Genomic DNA, 19,862 nt, shown 5'->3' with positions numbered 1-19,862 from the left:
ACAAAAATTCCCTCTTTCACAAAGAAAGAAGGAATTCACCGTTCCCACAAATAGACTTTCAAATCCACACAGCCATTGGCTTTCAAGTCTACTCCCTCTGCCCAAAGCAAGTATTTCTGGTCTTCCCAGCCTGGTGCGAGGCGTCCTGCCGCATTGACTACCCGATGGCAAGGATGCTTGCCGCCATAAAGCTCAGACTGACTGAGAATCTTCCCCACCAAGCGGGCATTTTTTGGCCGACCAATCAAACGGGCAAGCTGGCCATAGGTCGCCACGCGCCCAGAGGGAATACTATCTACTAATGCCAAAACAGCATCGATGAGTTCTTGATTTAAATTGGACATGCTAACCTCCTAATTTAGTTTGCTCCTATCTTAAAGAAAGAGACTTTCTTTGTCAAGACAAAAAGGCCGGCAAAGCCAACCTTTCTCATCTCTATTTATTTCTGCTTTCCCTTGAAACGCCACTGAAAGCGCAGCTTGTCATAAAAGGGAAATTCGATATTGAGAATGGCAAAGCCCATCAAGGCTCCTCCTATTACATCTGTCGGATAGTGCACGCCCAGATAGACTCTGGAAGCCACAATCATGAAGATAAAGAGCAAGAGCAAACCTTGTACCAAGCGCTTGATTTTTTGGTTTTGAATCCGTTGCTGGACAATGATAATCAAGGTCCCAAGAACAATGGCTGTGGCCATGGAATGTCCGCTCGGGAAAGAGTAACCACCCTCTTTGACCAAATGCGAAATACTGGGCCGGCTTCTTTGGTAAACGAGTTTAATCAGCTTAATCAAAATCCCATGTAAGACCAGATTTCCCGCTAGCAAGGCAGCTTCCAGCTTCCATTTTTTGTAAAGGAAAAAAAGGACAAGAGCCGAAACCCAGATGATAATCCCGATCGGATCAATCACACTGGTTACAAGTTTGAAAAAAGTCGTCAAAGCTGCAGGCAAGTCTCCCCGCAACCAGGTCTGAATCGGGGTATCAAAACTGGTCAGCTGCTCAGGATAAAACTTGACCATGTAGCCTAGCATGACGAAAAGTAAAAGGGCAAAAGAGCCCTTTGTTAGATAAGATTGTTTATTTTTCATAGCGTTTTAGGACGGGCTGTAAGAGTTTGTATATTAGCCAAAAGACGAGAGCCCAGATTACTCCTTCTAATAGGTTAAAAGGGACAATCATGGTCAGCAGATACTTGGAAAGACCAAATGCCTTATTAATATCAAAACCAGCAAACCTCGCATAGAGAGGCACAGCATAAATGACATTTAGAATGATCATAGTAATCGTTAGACCAAGTGTTGCTGCCAAGGAAGCCTTTACATAGTCAAACAAGCTCTTCCTTTTTTTCCACAAGAGGGAAAAAACAGATACAAAGACTGCTACCGCTAGTATATTCATGGGTAGACCGATTAGAGTACCTACACCATTATTATTCAAAGCTAGCTTTAAGACAGAGCGAATCAAGAGCACTGCTAGAGAGCTTTTTAGATCCAAGACTACCAAAGCCAGTAAAATCGGAATAATTGAAAAATCCAACTTTAGAAACTCAGTTATCAACGGAATCTCATAAAGCATGAGTAGAAATGATAGAGCAGATAAAACTGCTACAATCGCCAACTTACGAGTATTTGTCATCACAGGTTCCTCCAATTTATAAAAATTAGAGAAGCCGGAAAGGCCACTGAAAAAAGCTTGTCAGCTAATGATTATTTAGTATAAGGCTCAGCCCTTAAATAAAGATTAAACGGCAAGAATGCTTCACTGCCTCTCGTCTTCTCCCATCCAGACTATACTGTCGGTTGTGGAATCTCACCACATCAGCTTGCGCTCGCGGACTTGATTTGACATTGAGAAAAAAACTCCAATCCAAAAATTACCGCCGGTCGGGAATCTCACCCTGCCCTGAAGACATCATTATCATAACAAAAAAAGCCTGCCAGAGCAAGCAATTTGATTGATGTAATTAAGAGTGTTTCAACAATAGTATTCTATCAATCAGGAAAATTTACTGCTTAGATACATTCATTCCGCTACTTCAGCTTATCCGCTTCATACTCATGTACCAAATCTAAGCCAGCAAAATTCTGCTGACGCAGGGCTTCATAGACAATCATGCAGACTGTATTTGAAACATTGAGACTACGGACATGCTGGTCATTCATGGGAATACGCAGGGCCTTTTCTGGATGACGACGCATAAATTCCTCTGGCAATCCCTTGTCCTCTCGACCAAACATAAAATAGTGCGAACCTTCTGCTGCAAAGTTTTCCTCAGAATAGACCTTCTCTGCAAACTTAGAAATCAGATAAAGTCGGCCATCCATCTGCTCCATAAAATCGTCTAAACTCTCATAATAGGTGATGTCCAACTTATCCCAATAGTCCAGCCCAGCCCGCTTCATCTTGCGATCATCAATGGGAAAACCCATGGGCTTGATGATGTGAAGCGGCGAATTAGTCGCGGCGCAAGTACGGGCAATATTGCCGGTATTCTGCGGAATCTGAGGCTCAAAAAGAACGATATGATTTTTCATAATAAGAATATTTTTCCTAGTATTTTTCTTTAAATAAAAAAATAGCCACACTGCCCGGAGTCAAGCTCAGCAAACAGCGTGGTTAAGGCTTCATTAACTTACATCACAACAGGTTTGAGGTAAACCAATGAAGGTACTCATTTAGTATAACACTTTCAGCCTACAAGTCAATAAAAAATGCTCAAAAAGTTGTACTTTTTTTAAAAATATCACAGGAAGATACCATTTTGGTAAAAAAATATTCGGAATTCTATAAATAAGCAAGCTATTCTGTATTTTATAGATGAAATTTAAATGAAAAAAGAGTATGATAGATACATACTTTGGAGGAATCTAAACTTATGAAAATTATTGTTGTCGGCGGCGGGAAGGTCGGAACGGCTCTCTGTCGCTCCTTAGTTGCTGAAAAACATGATGTTATCCTAATTGAGCAGGATGAAGCTGTTCTAAACCAGATTACCAAGCGCTATGATATTATCGGTATTTCTGGCAATGGAGCCAACTTCAAAATCCTAGAACAGGCGGATGTTGGGCACTGTGACATCTTCATCTCTATGACCGAGCATGATGAGGTCAACATGGTTTCAGCTGTTCTGGCCAAACGGATGGGGGCTAAGGAAACCGTCGTTCGGGTGCGTAATCCTGAATATTCCAACCCTTACTTTAAGGAGAAGAACATCCTAGGCTTCTCGCTGGTGGTCAATCCTGAGCTCCTAACTGCTCGCTACATCGCTAATATCATTGACTTCCCTAACGCCCTGTCAGTAGAGCACTTTGCCAATGGCCGAGTGGCACTGATGGAGTTCAAACTCAAGGAAGACAGCAATCTCTGCCAGATGAGTATTTCCCAGTTCCGCAAGAAATTTGGAAATATCATCGTCTGTGCCATTGAGAGAAAAGGGCACTTGGAGATCCCTGACGGTGACTTCACTTTGGATGCCGGCGACAAGATTTATGTCACAGGTAACCGCCTGGACATCGTCCAATTCCACAATATGGTACGACCTAGAGTGGTTAAGAGCCTGATGATTATCGGGGCAGGAAAGATTGCCTACTACTTGCTCAATATTCTCAAGAATAGTAAAATCGAGCTCAAAGTCATTGAATCTAACCATGAACGGGCAAACTTTTTCAGTCAGGAATTTCCTGATCTATATGTCGTTCATGGAGATGGTACTGCCAAGGATATCCTACTGGAGGAACGCGCCAATAACTTTGATGCCATCGCTACCCTGACTGGTGTAGATGAAGAAAATATCATTACTTCCATGTTCCTTAATAATCTGGGTGTACAGAAAAACATCACCAAGGTTAACCGGACTAGTTTGTTGGAAATCATTGATAACCAAGACTTTGCCAGCATCGTGACACCTAAAGGTATTGCTGTTGATACGGTTATGCACTTTATCCGCGGTCGCTACAATGCTCAGTTCTCTAACCTAGAAGCTCTGCACCATGTAGCCAACGGCCAAATCGAAACCTTGCAATTCCAAATCAAGGAAGAAAACAAGATGACTGGTATCCCTCTGTCTCAGCTTCATCTGAAGAAAGATGTCCTGATTGCGGCCATTATCCGCCAAGGTAAAGCTATCTTCCCTACAGGCGATGACAATCTGCAAGTTGGAGATAAGATTATCGTTACCACTCTGCTGCAAAATATCACGCAGATTTACGATCTGTTAGCGAGGTAGGCCCCATGAATAGATCTATGATTCGCTACCTGCTGGCAAAATTACTGCTGATTGAGGCGGCTCTGCTGATTGTACCCATTATAGTCGCTCTAATCTACGGTGAACCTTTAAAGGTCTTTCTCTCTATCGGGGCAACCATGGCCATCCTGCTCGTTTTAGGTGGCATAGGCTCTTATTTCAAGCCCAAGGACCTGCATATCTACGCCAAGGAAGGTGTCCTGATTGTAGCTCTGTGCTGGATTCTTTGGTCCTTCTTCGGAGCCCTGCCCTTTGTTTTTTCCAAGCAGATTCCAGACGTTATTGATGCTTTCTTTGAGATCAGCTCTGGATTCACCACCACGGGAGCGACTATCCTCAACGATGTCGGCGTTCTCTCTCATTCGCTGCTCTTCTGGCGCAGTTTTACTCACTTAATCGGAGGGATGGGAGTGCTGGTCTTTGCCTTAGCTATTATGGACAATGCTAAAAATGGTCACTTGGAGGTTATGAAAGCAGAAGTTCCGGGACCAGTCTTTGGCAAGGTCGTTTCCAAGCTTAAGCATACTGCTCAGATTCTTTATATCATTTATTTGGCTCTCTTTGCTATATTTGCCCTCCTTTATTTCCTAGCGGGTATGCCCCTCTTTGACAGTCTGGTCATTGCCATGGGCACTGCTGGCACAGGAGGATTCACCGTTTACAATGACGGTATTGCTCACTATAATAGCTCACTGATTACTTATCTGGTCAGCTTTGGAGTTTTAGCTTTCGGGGTCAACTTCAATCTCTACTATTACTTGCTGATTCGTAAGTTTAAAGCTTGCTTTGAAGATGAGGAGCTCAAGGGCTATCTCTGGATTGTCTTTCTTTCCACTGCCTTGATTGCCTTTAATGTCTTCCACCTCTATCAAGGCTTTGCCAAGAGCGTGGAGATTTCCTTCTTCCAGGTAGCCAATGTCATCACAACAACTGGATTTGGCTATGGCGATACAGTCAAATGGCCGCTCTTTTCTCAGGTTATCCTGCTCCTGCTCATGTGTATCGGGGGCTCAGCTGGTTCAACAGCTGGGGGATTCAAGGTCATTCGGGGAATTATCATTTCCCGCATTGCTAAAAATCAGATTCTATCTACCCTGTCACCTAATCGTGTCCTGACCTTGCATATCAATGGTGCGGTCATTGACAAGGATACTCAGCATAAGGTACTGAAATACTTAGCCGTTTATATCTTGATTATTCTAGCTCTCATTTTCATTGTCAGCTTGGATAATAATAACTTTATGACGGTTGTCAGCGGGGTTGTCTCTTGCTTCAACAATATCGGCCCCATGATTGGGACAACAGATAATTTTTCTATCTTTAGTCCTTTTTCTAAACTTCTGCTAGCCTTTGCTATGATTGGCGGTCGCTTGGAAATCTACCCGATTCTCCTGCTCTTCCTGCCTAAAACTTGGTCTAGAAGATAGGAAATGTTCGGAGAATATAGGTATATATAAAAGTCACACTAGATACTTATCTAGTGTGACTTTTTTCTTGAATTATTTCTTCTCAAACTGAAATGGTCTGGTACAGGATCCTCTCCTAGCTGAGACCAGGGATGACAGCGGAGAATACGCGCCAAGCCCATCAAAACTCCCTTAACACCATGCTTCTGGATAGCCTCTATCATATAGTTAGAGCAGGTAGGCCGAAAGCGACAAGATGGAGGGAAAGCAGGCGATATGAAGCGTTGATAAAAGCGGACAGGAGCAATAAGCAGTTTCTTTATCATTTCTTGGTCTTGGTTACAGCCAGTGTATGCAGCTGGCTGACTTCTTTTTTACTGAGCTTACGATACTCACCAGGCTTAAGGCCAGTTAGATCCAGATGACCAAAGCGGGTCCGTGACAGCTTATCCACTTGCAATCCGACCGCCTGGAACATCTTCTTGACCTGATGGTTACGGCCTTCGTGGATGGTCAGCTGAACGACCGAACGATTTTTCGCCGGGTCAACCTTGATAATCTCATAAACCGCTGGCTTGGTTTTGCGCCCCTCGATCTCAATACCGCGAGTCAGAGGACGAAGAACTTCTTTATTGGCCAATCCTTTGACACGAGCCACATAGACCTTGTCAATCTCATTTCGGGGATGAATCATCTCGTCAGTAAAATCTCCGTCATTGGTCAGAATGAGGATACCAGAAGTATCCCAGTCCAAACGACCGACCGGATAAATCCGCTCCTTAACCTGAGGCAAGAGCTCCACGACTGTCTTACGACCCTTGTCATCACTGACAGAGGAAATGACCCCGCGCGGCTTATTGAGGAGGTAATAAACCTTCTCTTCGTTATAGATAGGTTGGCCTTCTACTTCCACACGGTCGCCAGACTTGACGTTCGTCGCCAGCTCACGTACTACTTGGCCGTTTATACTGACCTTCCCCTGCCTGATTAGCTCTTCTGCCTTACGACGGCTGGCTATCCCAGCATGAGCAATGTATTTATTGATTCTCATCGATATCTGTCCTTTCAATAAAGAGCTGGCTTTCTTCAGCAACTAGCTCTGTTTCTTCGACAATCGGCAGCTCATCTAAGTGATTGATTCCCATATAGTCTAAGAAATAATCCGTTGTCACATAGAGATTCGGCCGGCCAATGACTTCCTTTTTGCCATCCTCTCGAACCAGTTCAAAAGCCAAGAGCTTAGCCAAAGCACCGCTGGAATTAACCCCGCGGATGTCATCTATTTCAACCCTTGTAATCGGCTGCTTATAGGCAATGATAGACAAGGTCTCGAGGGCCGCCCGCGACAGACTTTGATTGATTGGCGCCCGTGAATAGGCCCGCAGAATCTCAGCAAACTCTGGCTTTGTGACCAGCTTGTATGTCTTTGAAGTTTCCAGCAGGGTCAGGCTAGAGTCTGGATTGACTTCATATTGCTCAGCCAACTTCTCCAAACTCTGAATAACCCCGGTCGGTGGCAAAGATAGGATTTCTGCCAATTGATGAACCTTGAGTCCATCTTCTCCCGCCACAAAAAGCAGGGCTTCAATCTCTGCTAACTTACTCATTTCCTCTTCCTACTAAATAAATATTTCCAAAATTTTCTTCCTGAATGACTTGCACTTCCTGCACCTTGACCAATTCCAAGGTCGCTAGAAAGAGTGTAATAACTTCATTCATGTCCTTGGTCTCTGCGAAAATTTCCTGCAAAGCCAAATGGCTCTTACCAGCACAGCGCTGGCGCACCACTTCCATCATGTCCTCAATCTTATACTCGTCTCGCACAATGGTTGTATGACTTTTAGAAAACTCCTCTTGCTTCTTGGCGATAACCTTGGAAAAAGCCAAGAAAAGATCTATCGTTGACTTGTCATGCAGGAGCTCAGCGTCTTCATAAACCAGCTCCAGCTTGGGCTTAGAGTAATAAAGAGCCCGGTCATCATGCTGGAGCGACATTTTCTCACCCAAGAGCTTGAACCTGCGGTATTCCTCAATCTGGCTCAAGAGGTCTTGCTCCAAATCATCTTCCAGCTCAGCATTATCCGCTACCTTAGGCAGAAGCTTGCGGCTCTTAATCAGCATGAGCTGGCTTGCCATGACCATGTACTCGCCCGTCACTTCCAGCTTCATGGCCTGCAAAGTAGCCACATAAGCCAGATACTGCTCGATAACCTCCGTAATAGGCACATCATAAATATCCACCTGGTACTTAGATACGAGGTGGAGCAGCAGGTCCAGCGGGCCTTCAAAATCTTTTAGTTTGATATCCATTTTTATCTGTATTTTTCTAGTGTAATCATGGTTTTCAAGCCCAAATCTTGGGCAATATCATAGAGGCCAATCCCCTTCTCCCGCTGACGCAAAATAAACTGCTCACGCAGGCTTTGGGCAGATAGACTGGCTTGTCCCTGTTCAATCAAGAAGGCCTCTAGCTGACGGAAGCCCCATTGACGAGAATAGGATTTACCGTTTTTCTCAAATAAATATGTCCCTGTCAGATAGTCTTCTAACTCAACCGTCAGACTCTCAGGAATCTTGATGACCCGCTTCTGACCGGCCTTTTCAATCTTCAAAACCTGAAAGTCAAGATTGACATCTGCCACTCTGACCTGCAGAATCTCGCTAGGCAGCAAGCCCATTTCCAAGATAAGAAGAGCCATCAGCCGCCCCCTGGGAACGCTTGATTCCTGCCAAAAAGCAGACAGATCCAGCAGTTCATTTTCCTGCTCCTTTGATATAGAAACCTTGGGCAGGACCAAACGGTGGAACTCCTCAATAAGCTGCTGCTGATAAAGGAAATAGAGAAATTGATTGACTGCTGAGAGCTTCCGCTTCTGAACAGCCGCCTTAAAATCCTTGATAGAGGCCTGATAAATCCGCAGATTGGTCTCGGTAATCCGGCCATGTACTTCCTCGATAAACTGCTCCAAATCATAAGAATAGGCAATTTTAGAATTTTCTGAGATATTTTTTTGATTTAAAAACGGTCTAATGTATTCTTTCATTTTTTGCGAATTTCATACTTTTTGCTAAAGCCGTGCAACAAAGAATTGACAGCTTTCAAAATGGACTTTCTAGTAATAATTCCGTAAAAATGCTGATCCTCGCCTACAACCGGCAGGAATGACTCGTCGACCAGCTTATGAAGTACATCTGATATAGTATAATCTGGCCCAACTGTCAAGTCGTCCATTTTGGTCATGTGGACGATGTCTGTCATCATGAATTCCTCTTCTGGCAAATCATGTCGCATGCGATAGGACATGATGTCTGTCAAGGAAATCGTGCCAACAAACTTTTTATCTGCTGTCACGACCGGTACACGTGAGTATGTCATCTGGCTCAATAGTAGGATTGCATGATCCACATTATGGGTGTCAATCATAACCGCCAAATTTTCCCCAGGCGTCAAAAAAGTTTCTTCATGTTGTAGCAGATAGTCTTCAAATTCCTTAGCAATCATCGGCTAAACTCCTTGGACAAGCTTGGATAAAGTTCATGATTTCGCGTATAGTAATCTACTTTAAAGCGGTCATCATCAATCTCTACCTTAGCGTAGAGGCGTTCGTTGATCAGGCCACGTGGCTGGCTAATGGATCCCGGATTCAGAAAGAGCGTTTTGCCTTCCATTCGAGCATCTGGGATATGCAGGTGCCCATAGAGACAGATGTCTGCATTAACCTCTTGTGCCCACAAATCCAGCTTTTGAAAAGAAAAGTTGATATGGAAGAGATGGCCATGAGTCTGAGCAATTATGGTCCCAGCCAAATCCGTCACCAATCGTTCTGGATAGCCGTCGTAAAAGTCCATATTCCCTGCAACAACCTGAATCCCTTGCCATACCTCATCATCAGAAGGAAGCTCAGAGTCTCCGTTATGGAAAATCGCATCTACCTTTCCAATATAATGATTCCTAATTTCTTCTACAATAGCACGGTCGCTATGAGAATCACTCATAACTATAATAGTTTGCTTTGCCATGCTGGAAATACCTCCACTAATTTCTTAACTGCCTGAGCCCGATGGGATTGCGCATTTTTTTCTTCCATCGTCAGCTCGGCAGACGTTTTTCCTGTTTCTCCCACTAAGAACAAAGGATCATAGCCAAAGCCATTTTCCCCTTTTGGCTCATGGGCAATGTAGCCCGGCCAATCCGCTTCAACTACCAGAGACTCCCTGTCAGGACTGGCCACCACTAAGGTCGTATGAAAATGGGCCGAGCGGTCCTTGATTTCAAAAACCATAGCCAACTCATGCAGGAGCTTGATGTTGTTTTCATCGTCTGTCGCACCTACTCCAGCGAAGCGAGCCGACCAGACGCCAGGCAAGCCACCTAAAACATCGACCTGCAGACCTGAGTCGTCAGCTAACACCATTTTACCTGTCAGCTTACTGATTGTCTCTGCCTTGAGCCGCGCATTTTCCTCAAAGGTAGTTCCCGTCTCTTCCACTTCTGGCAAATCAGGATAATCATTGAGATTTTCAACCTTATAGCCCAGCTTCTCAAAGAGTTTGCGAAACTCTGCTGTCTTACCTTCGTTGCGAGTCGCAATCAAAATAGTATCTCCGACAGCCATCTCTGACTCCTGCCCCTGACCAAAAAAGTCAGTCATCTTAACTCCATCTTTAGACAGGAAGAAAACCTTGCGCAGCAAGTCCTTTTCTGTAATCAGAATAGCCCCCTTATGACTGGTCGCCTTAAAATCCCGCTCCTGGCGGTCGTTAATCATATTGAGGACAAACTGGATATAGGACATAGGCGAGCCGTATTTGACCACAACTGTGGTAAAGGCGTTGTAGTCTTCATCCAAATCCCGCTCAATCAGCTCACTCAACTCTGCATTTATATGCTCCAAGAGCCTGTAAGGGATGTCGTTGAAATGATAGCCAGCCTTGCGAAAGCGGGTCCATTCTCCGATATACCAATTGTTCTCGTCGATGTATTCATAAATTTTATTTGTCATAAGCTTACATGCTCCACATTCACTTTCAGACCCAGCCAGCTTTCTGCAATTTCCGAAAAGCTATTGGCATTGGCGGTTGTGTAAAATTGGTGATTGAGCTCCTGTTTTTCCCGACTGCGGTTGATTTCAAAGTAATTGAGTAGGACAGAAATATCCCGTACGCACTCTGCCCCGCTGTCAATCAGCTTCACATTTGGTCCCATCCTATTTTGAATGATAGGCCGGATCAAGGGATAGTGGGTACAGCCCAAGACAAGGGTATCTACCCGACCAGCTAAAGGCTGCAGGGTTTCATAGACAACTTTTTTGGTAATACTGGAATGCAGTTCATTGGACTCTACCAAAGGTACAAACTTAGGACAGGCCAAACTTTCCACCTGCATCTCCGGCGAAAGCGCTTCAATCTTCTGCCTATAGATATCAGAGGAAACAGTCATTGGCGTTCCAATAACACCGATGCGGCCACTGGCAGTTGACTTAATAGCTGCACTAGCCCCCGGCAGAATAACACCCAGTACTGGAATATCCAGCTTTTCCTTCACTTCTTCCCAGACAACAGCAGTCGCTGTATTGCAGGCAATGACAATCATCTTAACATCCTTGGTCAGGAGGAAGTTGACCAATTGCCAGGTATAAGCGCGAATCTGCTCAGCAGGCCTTGGACCGTAAGGAGCCCGCGCCGAATCTCCAATATAAATGACCTCTTCGTGGGGGAGCTGCCGCATGAGCTCACGGACTACAGTCAAACCGCCCACTCCTGAGTCTAAAAAACCGATTGGTCGATTATCCATAAGGTCTTCTTTCTAAAACAAGGGACTGGAAGCCGATTCCAAATCCCCATTTTTTTATAGATTTTCTCTACTGGTATTAAAAGCCAGCCTCTAGAAAATTATTTTTTCTTTTTGTTCTTAGCAAGCGCCGCTTTCTGCTGGCTGATAATTTGACGGTAGACTTGCTGCACTTTCGCTTCATTTGGCCGTTGACCGCTAGCGCTAAGCAAGGTCCGAACTGCTTCTACATTCAAACGCGGATTTTCTGCAAATTCCTTCTCCACCTGCCGACGAAGCAGATACATACCCAAGATCACGCCTCCAGCAAATGCTGCCATAATCAAGAAAATTGCTAAAACTAAATTCATATCAAGAACTCCTCTATTTCCATTTTTACATTGCTCTTCATTATATCAAATTTTCTCTATTTTTCAAAATCAAAGCCATACAGTGTCGCAAAATAATCTTCTGGTTTTTCAGCCCGACGAATCATGCGAACATTGCCCTCTTGCTCCAAGAGAATTTCGCTGGAGCGGAGCTTGGCATTGTACTGATAACCCATAGAGAAACCATGGGCACCCGTATCGTGAATCACCAGTGTATCACCGATTTGACTGACGGGCAGCGGGCGATTAATGGCGAATTTGTCGTTATTCTCGCAGAGGCTGCCGACAACATCCACAATTTCTGTCTCACTCTCAGGTCGATCCATATTAGTAATGTGGTGGTAAGAACCGTACATGGCAGGACGCAACAGATTGACCGCAGAGGCGTCCACCCCCAGATAGGTTCGGTAGGTTTGTTTCTTATGGGTAACCTTGGTGACCAGCAAGCCAAAAGGCGCTAACATAAAGCGACCTAACTCCGTATAAATCTTGACCTGTCCTAGGCCAGCTGGAGTTAGAATAGCTTCATAGGCCTGACGAACTCCTTGGCCAATGACCGCAATGTCATTTTCCTCGCCATCAGGTTGATAATTAATGCCGACACCGCCAGATAGATTGATAAAGTCCAGCTCAACTCCTGTCTCAGCCACTACTTCTACAGCCAGCTCAAAAAGCTGACGGGCCAGTTCAGGATAGTAGTCATTGCTGACAGTATTTGAGGCCAAGAGAGCATGAATGCCAAACTTCTCAGCTCCCAACTCCTTGAGCTCTTTGAAAGCCTGAATCAGCTGGTCCTTGGTCATACCAAACTTAGCTTCTTCTGGATTATCCATAATGCTGGTTCCCAGCTCAAAGACACCGCCAGGGTTGTAACGGCAGGAAATGACCTTGGGAATACCAGCGGCTTCCTTTAGAAAAGCTACATCTTCATAGGCATCCAGATTGATAGTCGCTCCAAGGTCACGCGCAAACTGAAAGTCCTCAGCTGGTGTGTTATTGGACGAAAACATGATATCCTGTCCAGCAAAGCCCAGCTTTTGGCTCATGAGCAGTTCGACATAGCTAGCACAGTCCACCCCGCAGCCTTCTTCTTTGAGGATTTTTAAAATAGCAGGATTGGGAGTGGCCTTAACGGCAAAATATTCTTTAAAACCTGGATTCCAAGAAAAGGCCTCATGCAGGGCACGCGCTCTTTCCCGAATTCCCTTCTCGTCATAAAGATGGAAAGGGGTTGGAAACTGATCCGTAATCTCAGCTAACTTTTCACGACTGACAAAAGGAGTTTTCATACTGTTCTCACTTTCTATTTGCTGGATTTATTATACCATAAATCCATAGGAGAAACAAAAAGCACTGGGCAAGCGCCCAATGCTTGAGTCTTATTTAGCTGAGTTATTTGTTTCTTCCAAAAATACGCAGCAAGCTGAGGAAGAGATTAATGAAGTCCAGATATAGGTGCAGAGCCAGCGAAATTGCCCAGCCATTTCCTGGATTGCCATTGGTCTGCTCATAGACGTAGCGAATCTTCTGATTGTCCCAAGCGATGAGTCCTGAGAAAATAAGGACACCAACGATACTGATGATAAAGTCCAAGCCACTGCTTCTCAAGAAGATATTAAGGACGCTAGCAGCGATAATACCAATCAAACCGGCCATACAAGCTCTGCCCATTCCAGAAAGATCCTTCTTGGTCACCTTGCCGATGAAGCCCATAGCAAAGAACATCACGGTCGTTGTCAGAAAGGCTAAGAGAACAGTTGACTGAAGATACAGGGCCATGATAATACTTAAGGTAAAACCATTGATGGCTGAATAAGCTAAAAACATAGGCAACGCCGCTGGGCTATTGCTCCGAGCAGTTCCAGATGCTACCAACACAAGGATAAACTCAACTGCAATAGCCGCATAGAAAATCCAAGTGGAGCCTGTCAGAACAGAGATAATAATGTCCTGAAAGAAGTTCAGCATCAAGAGGGATACGATTGCTGAGATTCCGATACCGACACCAACGATAGAATAAATCTTGGCATAGAAAGAATTAATATCTGATTGATCTTGAATAATAGAATGATTCATAGTTACTCCTTTTATAATAAAACATTTACGGTTTCAGCATCTTTCGATGAAAGAGCTTGCGATTACCGCCCTTGCGTCTCCAAGGTGCCGTTGCTTCTTTGACGGCCCAATACTTGTCCACCATCGTCACAACGAATGACTCTTTGTAGCGAGGCGGTGCCAAAGTCAGGCCCCACATATGCTTGACGATAATGTCCTCTTCGACCTTATTGAGCTTGGTAATCTTACGAGCATTGCGAACTGCCAGCCTCGGATGAACCCAAGCATGACTCTTCTTAAACTTGGTCACACGCCAATCATAGTAGAATAAGTCATGAAGCAGGGCACCGCGTGCCGTGCTGCGGGCATTCCAGCCAAATTTTTTGGCAATTCTGTAACTAGTATAACTTACATTGATAGAATGTTCAAGTCTATTGGAATGAATATGATGGGGAATTTCTTTCAGGCGCTGAACACTGGGCTTTTCAATCAAGTGTCCAACATAGGCCATAAATTCCTCGTCCTTTTTGTAAGGCATAGAATCACCTCCCTTGCCAACTATTATATCTCTTTTTCTGATTTTTAGCTTAAATGAAAGATTAAAATACCCGCAGCGACAGCAACATTGAGACTTTCTGCCTGTCCCTTCATGGAAATATGGACCAGAACATCAGCTGCTGCCGTCATTTCTGGACTAATTCCCTGCCCTTCATTGCCCATGACTAGAGCAAAGCTCTCTTTACTATCCACCTCTCTGTAATCGATAGATGTTGACGACAAGGTCGACGCCAGAATTGACAGACTGGAAGACTGAGCCAGCCTAATAAAATCAGCTGTATCCATCCGATAAACTGGCAGATGAAAATGGCTCCCCTGCATAGAGCGCAACGTTTTTAAGTTATAGATATCTGCTGACAAACGAGAGATGAAAACCCCATCAAAGCCAGCTGCATCCGCGGTCCGAATGATGGTGCCGACATTACCTGGATCCTGAACATCCTCCAAGAAAAGATAGCGTCCACTTAACCCCGATGGTATTTCTTCCCTTTTAAAAGCCACTTCTGCGACAATGCCCTGTGGCGTCTTACTATCAGCTAAATCTGCTAAAATCTCTGGACTGATAAAGATTACCTGAGAAAAATCAGCTAATCGCTCTGCATATTCCGCTAAAGCAAAAATCCGAATCAGCTCTGCCCCGCTGCTGACAGCTTCCTCAAATAAATGCCAGCCCTCGATTAAATAAGAATCCTTGCGGTATTTTTTGTGATGAAGTTTTTTAGCTTTTTTTACCACATTATTGACTTTTGAGGTTATAATATTCATAAGAACATTATACCACAATTTAGCAGACTTGCACTCATACTGAGGGCTTAAATCCCCTCGGTCCGCTCACTAAAGGAGGACGCCATGCAGAAAGTAAAAATGATAGCTCAAGGACGGGTACAAGGGGTTGGATTCCGCTGGGGAGTCTATTCTCTAGCGCTGGAAATCGGTGGTATTACCGGCCGGGTCTGGAACAACGACGACGGGACTGTTGGCATTCTGGCTCAGGCTGATGAGCCAGCTCTGATGGCCAAATTTATCCAAGAAATCCGCAAGGGACCGACACCTTTTTCTAAGGTCAGCTATTTGGATGTGACCATGGCTAATTTCGACTCCTATCCTGACTTTAAAATTTCAAATTAGGTCTGCAGAACTATTGTATATTTTGCAAAAAAACAGTAGAATAGATAGGTATTATTTTTTAGAAACAAAGGATATGAACTCGTGAAACATTTCAAACGCTTTTTATTCTCCGGTATGGGACTGGCTGCGCTTCTTTTCCTGTCTGGCTGTGTGGGCCGCGACAAGGCCGGCAATCCTTCTGGTCTGATCTGGGACGTGATTGGTCAGCCTATGGCGGATGGTATCCAATTCTTTGCCAAGAATTCAGGTCTGGGTTATGGTCTGGCGATTATTATCGTTACGCTCATCGTGCGGATTATCATTCTGCCGCTGGGAATCTATCAGTCTTGGAAGGCAACGCTTCAGTCTGAAAAGATGAACTACTTTAAGCCGATTTTTGCCCCAATCCAAGAGCGAATCAAAAATGCTGAAACTCAGGAAGAGAAAATGCAGGCTCAGCAAGAACTGATGGCTGCTCAAAAAGAGAATGGACTCAGCATGTTTGGCGGTATAGGCTGTCTGCCTCTGCTCATCCAAATGCCTTTCTTCTCAGCCCTCTTCTTTGCAGCCCAGTATACTCAAGGGGTTGCAGGCAGTTCCTTCCTCTGGATTAAAGACCTGGCCAAAAGCGACTTGGCTTTGACTGCCATTGTCGGTATCCTCTACTATATCCAGTCGGTGCTCTCTCTGCATGGTATTGAAGATGAAACTCAAAGAAACAGCATGAAACAGGCTTCTTATATGAGTCCTATCATGATTGTCGGTTTCTCTTTCTTCTCCCCTGCTGCAGTTACTCTCTACTGGGTAGTCGGTGGATTTATCCAAATCATCCAGCAATTTATCATCAACTACATCATTCGACCTCGCTTGAGAAAACAGGTAGCAGAGGAATTTGAAAAAAATCCTCCTAAAGGTTTGAAAAAAGCTAGCCGGGCTAAAGATGTCACTCCAAAAGCTCAGCCGGCTATTGAGCAAAAGAACAAAAAGAAAAAGAACCGCAATGCTGGTAAGCAACGGTCAAGATAAAGAAAAATTCTTCTAGCTAATACTAGAAGAATTTTTTAATCTCAGGTAAAACTCCGCATCGTCGATACAAAAAGCTCAGCAAACAAAGCAATAACTGATGAACGAGGTGACTCTATCACAATAAAACAGTAAAGCCAATCAAGCCCTTCTTATACGAAACCCAAATCCTGCCCTTGAAAATCCGCACCAGACTTTCTGCCATGGATAGGCCAATCCCGTAGCCAGGCTGCTTCTGATTGTGCGATTCGTCTTCGCGATAGAAACGGTCAAAGAAACGACTGTAATCAACATTTTTACCATCAGCATAGCTATTAGCTACCGTCAGACGGGCTCGTTTCCCGCGCTTAGCCTTGGTCAAGGTGACAAAAATTTGCCCATCTTCGTCACAATACTTGCAGGCATTGTCAATCAGGATACTGACCAATTCATAGAGTTCATCTTCAGTTGCCTTGACATGGATATCTTCCTGCAGCTTGATCTCGTACTTCTTGCCTGCCTTCTCGATGACAGACTTGAAGTTCCCAGCCACTTTTTTGACAACTTCTGAGAAATTCACATCTACCAAAGTAACATCTGGCTGCTCTTCCAAACGGGCCAGAACGACCATTTGATTGATTAGATTACTGAGGCGCTTGACCTGGTCCTTGGTGCTTTCTGTCCATTCATTTTCGCCAGTCATCAGCTCTTGCAGCTCCGTATTGGCTGAGATGATGGCCAATGGCGTCTTCAGTTCATGGCCCGCATTAGTGATAAAACGCTTTTGGTTTTCATAGTTTTTGATATAGGGACGGATGGCAAAGTTGGAAAATCCAGACACGACCAAGACAAAGAAAATAAAGCTATAGAAGCACAACTGGATAGACAGCCAGAAAAAGTCATTGCGGCTTTCGAGGTAATTGGTCGAATCTAAGACCACCAGTAAATAGCGCTTACTCTTGGAATCCTGCGTTATCTGGTAGGAATAAAATTGACTGCCTACCTTAAAAACCCCACTGCTGCGGCTGTTCTTAATCACCTTATTTGCATAGCTGAGCGCCTGCTCCTTAGATAGATTGGAAAGATGGTCTAAGTTGGTGGAGTAAAGTGTTTTGTCTTCCTTATAGACCACACTGAAATAGCGGTATTGGTAGATGGTATCAATGGTGATACGGTCGTTTTGCAAGCTCTCTGCCGTTTCTTCTACACTGGGAAAATCTCCATTATTGGCAGATAGAATATTGAGAACGGCTTGGATTTCTCCGTTGGTCTGCAGAAAGCGAACGGAGTTTAAGATAGCAATCATGGTCAGCAAAATACAGACAATAGCTGCCGAAGCCAGCAGAATGAACCGAATTTTAAGCTTCCGAAACATGGCTATCTCCTTCCAGCAGCACCAGAGTGAAACTGCCGCCTTCCTCACCCAAGATAGCAAGATCAGCATGAATAGCCTTCAGCTTCTGACGCAAATAGGAAATATAAATCCAGACGAAGCCTTCGTCCAAATCCTCATCCTCGTCTTTGGACCAAACATGGTGGAAGATTTCCTGAGTAGAAAGACTCTTCTGGGCATTGAGCATGAGAAATTCCATCATTCTAGATTCCTTACCGGCTAGGCGGATGGAGTTGGAGCTAATAAGCTCATGTTCTCCGACATTGAGACTCGTTTGGCCAATCTGCAGCAAATTGGGGGTGAAGGTCGCTACCCGTCTGGACATAGAGCGCAGGCGAGCCAGAAGCTCTTTCAGAGAGAAGGGCTTAGTCAGATAATCATCTGCACCGGCATCCAGCCCTGTGACCTTGTCATCCACCTCTGACATAGCTGTCAGCATGATGACGTGGGTCGTATTGCCGGTTTGGCGAATTTCTTTCAAGGCTTCAATGCCTGTCTTAACCGGCATCATGATATCCAGAATCATCAAGTCATAAGCATTTTCCTTGGCCAAGTCCACAGCTTCTTGCCCATCAAAGGCTGTATCAACCTGATAGCCCTCATGGGTCATCGCCGTTTCCAGGACACGGGACAGCTGCTGCTCATCTTCAGCTAATAAAATCTTCATCATCTCACTCACTTTCTCGAATCAAATTGCGGATGGTCTGCATGGTCACATCGCAGGACGCCAGCTCATCTGCACAGCGTTTCAGCTCACGGACAATCCGCTTGCTGTCTTTAATCTCATGCTTGTACTTCATCTGATGCTCTAAGCTGGCCCAAGAATCCATAGCAATGGTTCGAAGCTGGATTTCCACAAAATAGCGGCCGGGATTTTGACCATGACAGTCCTCATAAGGAGTCTCCACCTCTAATATCAAGTGGTAGGAGCGATACCCATTAGGCTTGGCAGCTCGGATATAGTCCTTTTCCAGAACAATCTCACAGCCCTCCAGCTGACGAAGCACCTCAATAGTCTGATAGATGTCCTCAATAAAACCGCAAACAATCCGAATCCCAATCGCATCACGAATTTCTTTCAGGGCAGACTCTGGCGCCCTAGGCAGATTCTTGCGTCGACATTTCTCTTCCATACTGGCTGCCTGCTTGACCCGTGCATTAAAATGCTCAAAAAGCTTCTGCCCTGTTTCCCGCTTGACTCGATCATTAGCCTCTTGAATACGCTGACTAAGATCCTCTAAAATCTTGGGCAGGTAGGCCCCATATTTCCCATAAATATCTTGCTCTTGCATACAGTTCTCCTACTTTTCTAGCTTATTCTCATTATAGCATAACCATCTGTCTTTTCTCTATTTTTCCCCTGCTCTTCTTATCCATCCTATACTCTCTGTCTTAAAAGAAACGAAAAAAGAACCAGTCTTCTAGCCAGTTCCTTTTGGTATTTATTAAACGGTTTTTTCAACCTTGATAATTTTAACGTCGTAGCTGCCAACCGGTGTTTCGACTGTTGCAGTATCACCTGTTTTCTTGCCAATCAAAGCTTGTCCAATCGGGCTTTCATTAGATACCTTGCCTGCGAAAGCATCTGCACCAGCAGAACCAACGATAATGTAGACTTCCTCTTCGCTTTCACCTACTTCTTGGATGGTAACTGTTTTTCCGATAGCTACTTCATCCTTGGCTACAGCGTCACTGTTTACAATCTCAGCGTAGCGGATCTTGGTTTCCAGACTAGAAATCTGACCTTCCACAAAAGCCTGCTCGTCCTTAGCAGCTTCGTATTCACTGTTTTCTGACAAATCGCCGTAGGAGCGGGCAATCTTAATACGCTCTACCACTTCTGGACGACGCACCAATTTCAATTCTTCTAATTCTTTTTCTAGTTTTTCCTTTTCCTCTAGGGTCATAGGATAAGTTTTTTCAGCCATTTTTTCTCT

The 19,862-nt window shown here is 44.6% G+C and carries 26 protein-coding genes and 1 riboswitch; of the genes, 4 read left to right on the top strand and 22 right to left on the bottom strand.

Annotated features, from left to right (window positions below; genetic code table 11):
- Positions 1-35: 35 nt before the first annotated feature.
- The 4 genes from QZ169_RS07660 to QZ169_RS07645 form a co-directional block, all read right to left on the bottom strand.
- Positions 36-344 carry an MGMT family protein gene (locus tag QZ169_RS07660; protein WP_125351249.1) on the bottom strand — a complete coding sequence of 103 codons (309 nt, stop codon included), beginning with the start codon at positions 342-344 and terminating at the stop codon, positions 36-38.
- A 95-nt stretch (positions 345-439) separates the two neighbouring features.
- Positions 440-1,090 carry a phosphatase PAP2 family protein gene (locus tag QZ169_RS07655; RefSeq protein ID WP_125351250.1) on the bottom strand — a complete coding sequence of 217 codons (651 nt, stop codon included), beginning with the start codon at positions 1,088-1,090 and terminating at the stop codon, positions 440-442.
- A complete protein-coding gene (locus tag QZ169_RS07650; protein ID WP_125351275.1) occupies positions 1,080-1,637 on the bottom strand; it encodes an ECF transporter S component in 558 nt (185 codons plus the stop codon). Before QZ169_RS07650 ends, QZ169_RS07655 begins: the two co-directional genes overlap by 11 nt.
- Positions 1,638-1,768: 131 nt before the next feature.
- Positions 1,769-1,916: riboswitch (FMN riboswitch) on the bottom strand.
- A gap of 116 nt (positions 1,917-2,032) precedes the next feature.
- Complete coding sequence (locus QZ169_RS07645; RefSeq protein WP_009659168.1) at positions 2,033-2,536, bottom strand: tRNA (cytidine(34)-2'-O)-methyltransferase; 504 nt, start codon at positions 2,534-2,536, stop codon at positions 2,033-2,035.
- Positions 2,537-2,877: 341 nt separating this feature from the next.
- On the opposite strand from QZ169_RS07645, the gene trkA reads away from it, so the two are divergent.
- Positions 2,878-4,227 (top strand): Trk system potassium transporter TrkA, encoded by a 1,350-nt coding sequence (gene trkA, locus QZ169_RS07640; RefSeq protein ID WP_125351251.1) that lies wholly within the window; start codon positions 2,878-2,880, stop codon positions 4,225-4,227.
- Between the two features lie 5 nt (positions 4,228-4,232).
- On the top strand, positions 4,233-5,672 hold the full coding sequence (locus tag QZ169_RS07635) for a TrkH family potassium uptake protein (protein WP_295505974.1): 1,440 nt from the start codon (positions 4,233-4,235) through the stop codon (positions 5,670-5,672).
- A gap of 50 nt (positions 5,673-5,722) precedes the next feature.
- Here the strand turns inward: QZ169_RS07635 and yidD are convergent, their stop codons facing one another.
- From yidD to QZ169_RS07565, 14 genes are all read right to left on the bottom strand, one after another.
- Positions 5,723-5,977, bottom strand: a complete 255-nt coding sequence (gene yidD / locus QZ169_RS07630; protein WP_185759984.1) for a membrane protein insertion efficiency factor YidD — start codon at positions 5,975-5,977, stop codon at positions 5,723-5,725.
- Positions 5,974-6,702, bottom strand: a complete 729-nt coding sequence (locus tag QZ169_RS07625) for a pseudouridine synthase (RefSeq protein WP_002909097.1) — start codon at positions 6,700-6,702, stop codon at positions 5,974-5,976. The genes yidD and QZ169_RS07625 overlap by 4 nt, the downstream gene beginning before the upstream one ends.
- A complete protein-coding gene (scpB, locus tag QZ169_RS07620; protein ID WP_011837355.1) occupies positions 6,689-7,258 on the bottom strand; it encodes an SMC-Scp complex subunit ScpB in 570 nt (189 codons plus the stop codon). The genes QZ169_RS07625 and scpB overlap by 14 nt, the downstream gene beginning before the upstream one ends.
- A complete protein-coding gene (locus QZ169_RS07615; protein ID WP_049543899.1) occupies positions 7,251-7,961 on the bottom strand; it encodes a segregation/condensation protein A in 711 nt (236 codons plus the stop codon). The genes scpB and QZ169_RS07615 overlap by 8 nt, the downstream gene beginning before the upstream one ends.
- Positions 7,962-7,963: 2 nt before the next feature.
- Positions 7,964-8,695, bottom strand: coding sequence for a site-specific tyrosine recombinase XerD (xerD, locus tag QZ169_RS07610; protein WP_295505965.1), 732 nt, complete (start codon positions 8,693-8,695; stop codon positions 7,964-7,966).
- Positions 8,692-9,153, bottom strand: a complete 462-nt coding sequence (cbpB, locus tag QZ169_RS07605) for a cyclic-di-AMP-binding protein CbpB (protein ID WP_295505963.1) — start codon at positions 9,151-9,153, stop codon at positions 8,692-8,694. Before cbpB ends, xerD begins: the two co-directional genes overlap by 4 nt.
- The gene (locus QZ169_RS07600) at positions 9,150-9,671 is read right to left on the bottom strand and encodes a metallophosphoesterase (protein ID WP_295505960.1); all 522 of its coding nucleotides are present in this window, start codon (positions 9,669-9,671) and stop codon (positions 9,150-9,152) included. The genes cbpB and QZ169_RS07600 overlap by 4 nt, the downstream gene beginning before the upstream one ends.
- Positions 9,650-10,654 carry a nucleoside-triphosphate diphosphatase gene (locus QZ169_RS07595; RefSeq protein WP_295505958.1) on the bottom strand — a complete coding sequence of 335 codons (1,005 nt, stop codon included), beginning with the start codon at positions 10,652-10,654 and terminating at the stop codon, positions 9,650-9,652. Before QZ169_RS07595 ends, QZ169_RS07600 begins: the two co-directional genes overlap by 22 nt.
- The gene (gene racE / locus QZ169_RS07590) at positions 10,651-11,445 is read right to left on the bottom strand and encodes a glutamate racemase (protein ID WP_295505956.1); all 795 of its coding nucleotides are present in this window, start codon (positions 11,443-11,445) and stop codon (positions 10,651-10,653) included. The genes QZ169_RS07595 and racE overlap by 4 nt, the downstream gene beginning before the upstream one ends.
- Before the next feature lie 98 nt (positions 11,446-11,543).
- On the bottom strand, positions 11,544-11,792 hold the full coding sequence (locus tag QZ169_RS07585; protein WP_072074436.1) for a YneF family protein: 249 nt from the start codon (positions 11,790-11,792) through the stop codon (positions 11,544-11,546).
- A gap of 56 nt (positions 11,793-11,848) precedes the next feature.
- On the bottom strand, positions 11,849-13,099 hold the full coding sequence (locus QZ169_RS07580; protein ID WP_295505952.1) for a diaminopimelate decarboxylase: 1,251 nt from the start codon (positions 13,097-13,099) through the stop codon (positions 11,849-11,851).
- Positions 13,100-13,202: 103 nt separating this feature from the next.
- Positions 13,203-13,886, bottom strand: a complete 684-nt coding sequence (locus QZ169_RS07575; RefSeq protein ID WP_002899730.1) for a Bax inhibitor-1/YccA family protein — start codon at positions 13,884-13,886, stop codon at positions 13,203-13,205.
- A 25-nt stretch (positions 13,887-13,911) separates the two neighbouring features.
- On the bottom strand, positions 13,912-14,403 hold the full coding sequence (locus QZ169_RS07570) for an HD domain-containing protein (protein WP_049553184.1): 492 nt from the start codon (positions 14,401-14,403) through the stop codon (positions 13,912-13,914).
- Positions 14,404-14,447: 44 nt separating this feature from the next.
- Positions 14,448-15,188 carry an RNA methyltransferase gene (locus tag QZ169_RS07565; protein WP_295505949.1) on the bottom strand — a complete coding sequence of 247 codons (741 nt, stop codon included), beginning with the start codon at positions 15,186-15,188 and terminating at the stop codon, positions 14,448-14,450.
- Between the two features lie 84 nt (positions 15,189-15,272).
- Between QZ169_RS07565 and QZ169_RS07560 the strand changes: the two genes are divergently transcribed.
- Positions 15,273-15,551, top strand: coding sequence for an acylphosphatase (locus QZ169_RS07560; RefSeq protein ID WP_009659106.1), 279 nt, complete (start codon positions 15,273-15,275; stop codon positions 15,549-15,551).
- An 81-nt stretch (positions 15,552-15,632) separates the two neighbouring features.
- Positions 15,633-16,556 carry a membrane protein insertase YidC gene (yidC, locus tag QZ169_RS07555; protein WP_002897015.1) on the top strand — a complete coding sequence of 308 codons (924 nt, stop codon included), beginning with the start codon at positions 15,633-15,635 and terminating at the stop codon, positions 16,554-16,556.
- A gap of 115 nt (positions 16,557-16,671) precedes the next feature.
- On the opposite strand, the gene QZ169_RS07550 is transcribed toward yidC, so the two are convergent.
- From QZ169_RS07550 to greA, 4 genes are all read right to left on the bottom strand, one after another.
- Entirely contained in the window at positions 16,672-17,907 is a 1,236-nt protein-coding gene (locus QZ169_RS07550) for a cell wall metabolism sensor histidine kinase WalK (RefSeq protein ID WP_295505945.1), read from the bottom strand.
- The gene (locus QZ169_RS07545; protein WP_295505998.1) at positions 17,891-18,592 is read right to left on the bottom strand and encodes a response regulator transcription factor; all 702 of its coding nucleotides are present in this window, start codon (positions 18,590-18,592) and stop codon (positions 17,891-17,893) included. The genes QZ169_RS07550 and QZ169_RS07545 overlap by 17 nt, the downstream gene beginning before the upstream one ends.
- A gap of 4 nt (positions 18,593-18,596) precedes the next feature.
- Positions 18,597-19,217 carry a GTP pyrophosphokinase family protein gene (locus tag QZ169_RS07540; RefSeq protein ID WP_227963868.1) on the bottom strand — a complete coding sequence of 207 codons (621 nt, stop codon included), beginning with the start codon at positions 19,215-19,217 and terminating at the stop codon, positions 18,597-18,599.
- A 153-nt stretch (positions 19,218-19,370) separates the two neighbouring features.
- A complete protein-coding gene (greA, locus tag QZ169_RS07535) occupies positions 19,371-19,853 on the bottom strand; it encodes a transcription elongation factor GreA (RefSeq protein WP_002918441.1) in 483 nt (160 codons plus the stop codon).
- Between the last annotated feature and the right edge of the window lie 9 nt (positions 19,854-19,862).

The organism is uncultured Streptococcus sp., assembly GCF_905372115.1.
Lineage (GTDB): Bacteria > Bacillota > Bacilli > Lactobacillales > Streptococcaceae > Streptococcus.
The sequence above is the reverse complement of the archived record's forward strand: the minus strand, read 5'-3'. Positions and strand labels throughout refer to the sequence as shown.